This window comes from Halobacterium bonnevillei (assembly GCF_009831555.1).
GTDB lineage: Archaea > Halobacteriota > Halobacteria > Halobacteriales > Halobacteriaceae > Halobacterium > Halobacterium bonnevillei.
Genome location: NZ_WUUU01000275.1, coordinates 1 through 2,605 on the forward strand (window position 1 = coordinate 1; position 2,605 = coordinate 2,605).

A 2,605-nucleotide genomic window follows, 5' to 3' on the forward strand; every position below is an offset into this window, starting at 1 on the left:
CCGACGCGTCCCTGGCAATCGAAACGGACGCGAACGCCGCGACGTCCACGTCCCCCTCGACGACGCGGTCCGATTCGCCCTCCGTGACCCGGTCGGCAGCCCACGAGAGGTCGCGCTCGTGGCTCGCGTTCACCAGCACGCCGTCCGCGTGCTTGCCCGCCATCCGGAGCATGTGTGGGCCCTGCGCCCCCACGTAGACCGGAATCTCGCCGACGTCGTAGTTCAGGCCCGCGTCCGCCGCGACGAACGTGCCGTCGTGCTCGACGCGCTCGCCGTCCCACAGGTCTTGGGCGACTTTCATCGTCTCCAGCACGCGGCGCAGCGGCCGGTCGCGCTCCACGCCGAGGTTCCGGAGCGTGGACGCGTCGCCCGCACCCAGACCCAGCACGGCGCGCCCATCGCTGACCTCGTCGACCGTGCCGACCTGGGACGCCAGCTTCACCGGATGCGTGTCGTAGGGGTTCGCGACGCCCGGGCCGAGCATGACGTCGTCGGTCGCCGCCGCCACGCGGTCCAGCGCCACGAACGGGTCGCGGTTGTTGTAGTGACACGACGCGAACACCGCGTCGAAGCCCGCGTCCTCGGCCGACGCAGCCAGCGACGCGACCTCTCGGACCGGACTCTCCGGCGTGAGTTCAATCCCGCGCATACTCCCACCCCCGGAGCGCCTGCCGAACGAAATCGTCCGCGACCTCGCGGTACAATTCCTCGCTGCCGTCGTGGTCGCCGAACTCGAAGTCCCGCACGACGACTACGGGCGTCCCGGCGTCGCCCTCCCCGGAGACCAGGTTCGCGGTCGCCGCGAGTTCGTCCACGACGCTCTCGACTGTCACCGCGAGTTCGTGGCCGTCGCGGTCCGTCTCGCCGCGCCAGTCGCGGGACGCCGGGATGCCCGCCCACCCCAGTGCCACGCCGCGCTGGCCGTGCCGGAACGGCCTGCCGGACGTGTCCGTAACGACCACGGCGACGTCCGCGTCCAGCCCCTCGCGGATGCGCTCGGCGCTCCCGGTCGGGTCCCTGGGTAACAACAAGAAGTCGGCGTCGCCCGTGTTCGACCGGTCGATGCCGGCGTTCACGCCGACGTGGCCGAACACGGTCTCCGTCAACAGGAACGGCGCCTCCATCAGGACCTCCACGGACTCCTCGAGGACCGCCTGCGCGAACCGCGGGTCCTTGTAATCGCCCGTTATCTCGCCCAACCGACTCGCGATCTCCCTGGCGCGCGGGCCCGCCGGGTAGTCCGACAGCGACGCCGTCCGCCCCTCGGCTTTCGAAACCACCGTGCTCGCGACACAGACGACGTCGCCGTCAGCCAGGTCGGTCCGCTCGGCGACGAGGTCGGCGAGGCTGTCGCCCGGGCGCACCTCCGGCAAGTCCGGCACCGCGAACGCGTGCATACCTCGCCTTCGGCGGCGGCGATAAAAGCCCCGGCGGTACCGGATGCGGCAGCGACCTACTCCCCCACGACGGTGACGTCGACGTCGCTGCCGTCGACGTCCACGGTCAGCATCGTCGCCTCGTCGGCCGGCGAGGCGCCGGTCGCACTCCCCGGATTCAGGAGACGGACGCCCTCGACGGTCTTGTCCGCGAGGTCGTGGGTGTGCCCGGAGACACCGATGGCGTCCTCGCCGTCGCGGTCCTCGCGGACGGCCTGCAGGACGCGGTCCTCGTACCCCTCCAGCGGGCCGCTCCCGTGGACGACGACGAACTGTCGGTCTTCGACCCACAGCGTCTCCACGGCGGGCAGCCCCAGGTTCACGGGGTCCATGTTCCCGCGCACCGCTACCAACTCGCCGTCGGCCAGTTCCTCGAACGCGTCGTAGGCGTCCTCGCTGTCGAAGTCGCCAGCGTGAACGACCGCGTCGGCGTCCTCGACCGCCTCCTCGACGAAGTCCGGAATCTCGGACGCCCGGGAGGGAACGTGCGTGTCACTGACGAGTGCAACGCGATGCATACCCAACACATCACGGGCCACCGGGAAATAGCTTCGAGCAGCCACGACTGCCGCGAGACAGCACTGCACACGTGCCGAGCCGGTTGGCGGGGCGTACCTTGAAGCCGCTGGACCGCGGACCGGCGCACGTGCCCACCGACGTCGTCACGGTCTTCCTGCGACACGGTACGGACGTGTTGCTGCTGGAGCGCAGCGAGGACGTCGGCTCCTATCCCGGCGACTGGGGTGCGGTCGCCGGCCACGCCGAGGGGGCGCCCGACGCGCAGGCGAGCGCCGAAATCGAGGAGGAAACCGGACTCGGCGACGCCGTCACGTTCGTGCGACGGGGCGACCCCTTCGAGGTGATCGACCCGGATCACGGGACGTGGGTCGTCCACCCGTTCCTGTTCGACGCCGACTCGCGCGCTGTCGACACGAACTGGGAGACAGCGAGCTACGAGTGGGTGCCGCCGACCGAACTCCTGCGGCGGGACACCGTCCCCGACCTCTGGCAGTCCTACGACGCCGTCCGACCGACCATCGAGACGGTCGCCGGCGACGACGAGCACGGGTCGGCGTACCTCTCGCTGCGCGCGCTGGACGTACTGCGGGACGAAGCAGCGCTCGCCCACGTCGAGGACGCCGACTGGGACGCCGTCGCGGCCGTCGCTC

The 2,605-nt window shown here is 70.9% G+C and carries 4 protein-coding genes; 1 reads left to right on the top strand and 3 read right to left on the bottom strand.

The annotated features are described in order from the left end of the window. From GRX66_RS18225 to GRX66_RS18235, 3 genes are all read right to left on the bottom strand, one after another. The coding region (locus GRX66_RS18225; protein ID WP_159527753.1) for a 5,10-methylenetetrahydromethanopterin reductase at positions 1–649 on the bottom strand (649 nt) is incomplete at its 3' end. Then, positions 636–1,397 (bottom strand): coenzyme F420-0:L-glutamate ligase, encoded by a 762-nt coding sequence (locus tag GRX66_RS18230; protein ID WP_159527754.1) that lies wholly within the window; start codon positions 1,395–1,397, stop codon positions 636–638. The genes GRX66_RS18230 and GRX66_RS18225, both read right to left, overlap by 14 nt. Before the next feature lie 56 nt (positions 1,398–1,453). Continuing rightward, the gene (locus GRX66_RS18235) at positions 1,454–1,954 is read right to left on the bottom strand and encodes a metallophosphoesterase family protein (protein ID WP_159527755.1); all 501 of its coding nucleotides are present in this window, start codon (positions 1,952–1,954) and stop codon (positions 1,454–1,456) included. A 128-nt stretch (positions 1,955–2,082) separates the two neighbouring features. On the opposite strand from GRX66_RS18235, the gene GRX66_RS18240 reads away from it, so the two are divergent. Continuing rightward, positions 2,083–2,605, top strand: a 523-nt coding sequence (locus tag GRX66_RS18240) for an NUDIX domain-containing protein (protein WP_325064194.1), incomplete at its 3' end; no start/stop codon positions are given.

Bases quoted from the DNA above. Each gene is read 5' to 3' on its own strand.
- GRX66_RS18230 (WP_159527754.1), bottom strand. From the start codon at position 1,397: ATGCACGCGTTCGCGGTGCCGGACTTGCCGGAGGTGCGCCCGGGCGAC.
- GRX66_RS18235 (WP_159527755.1), bottom strand. From the start codon at position 1,954: ATGCATCGCGTTGCACTCGTCAGTGACACGCACGTTCCCTCCCGGGCG.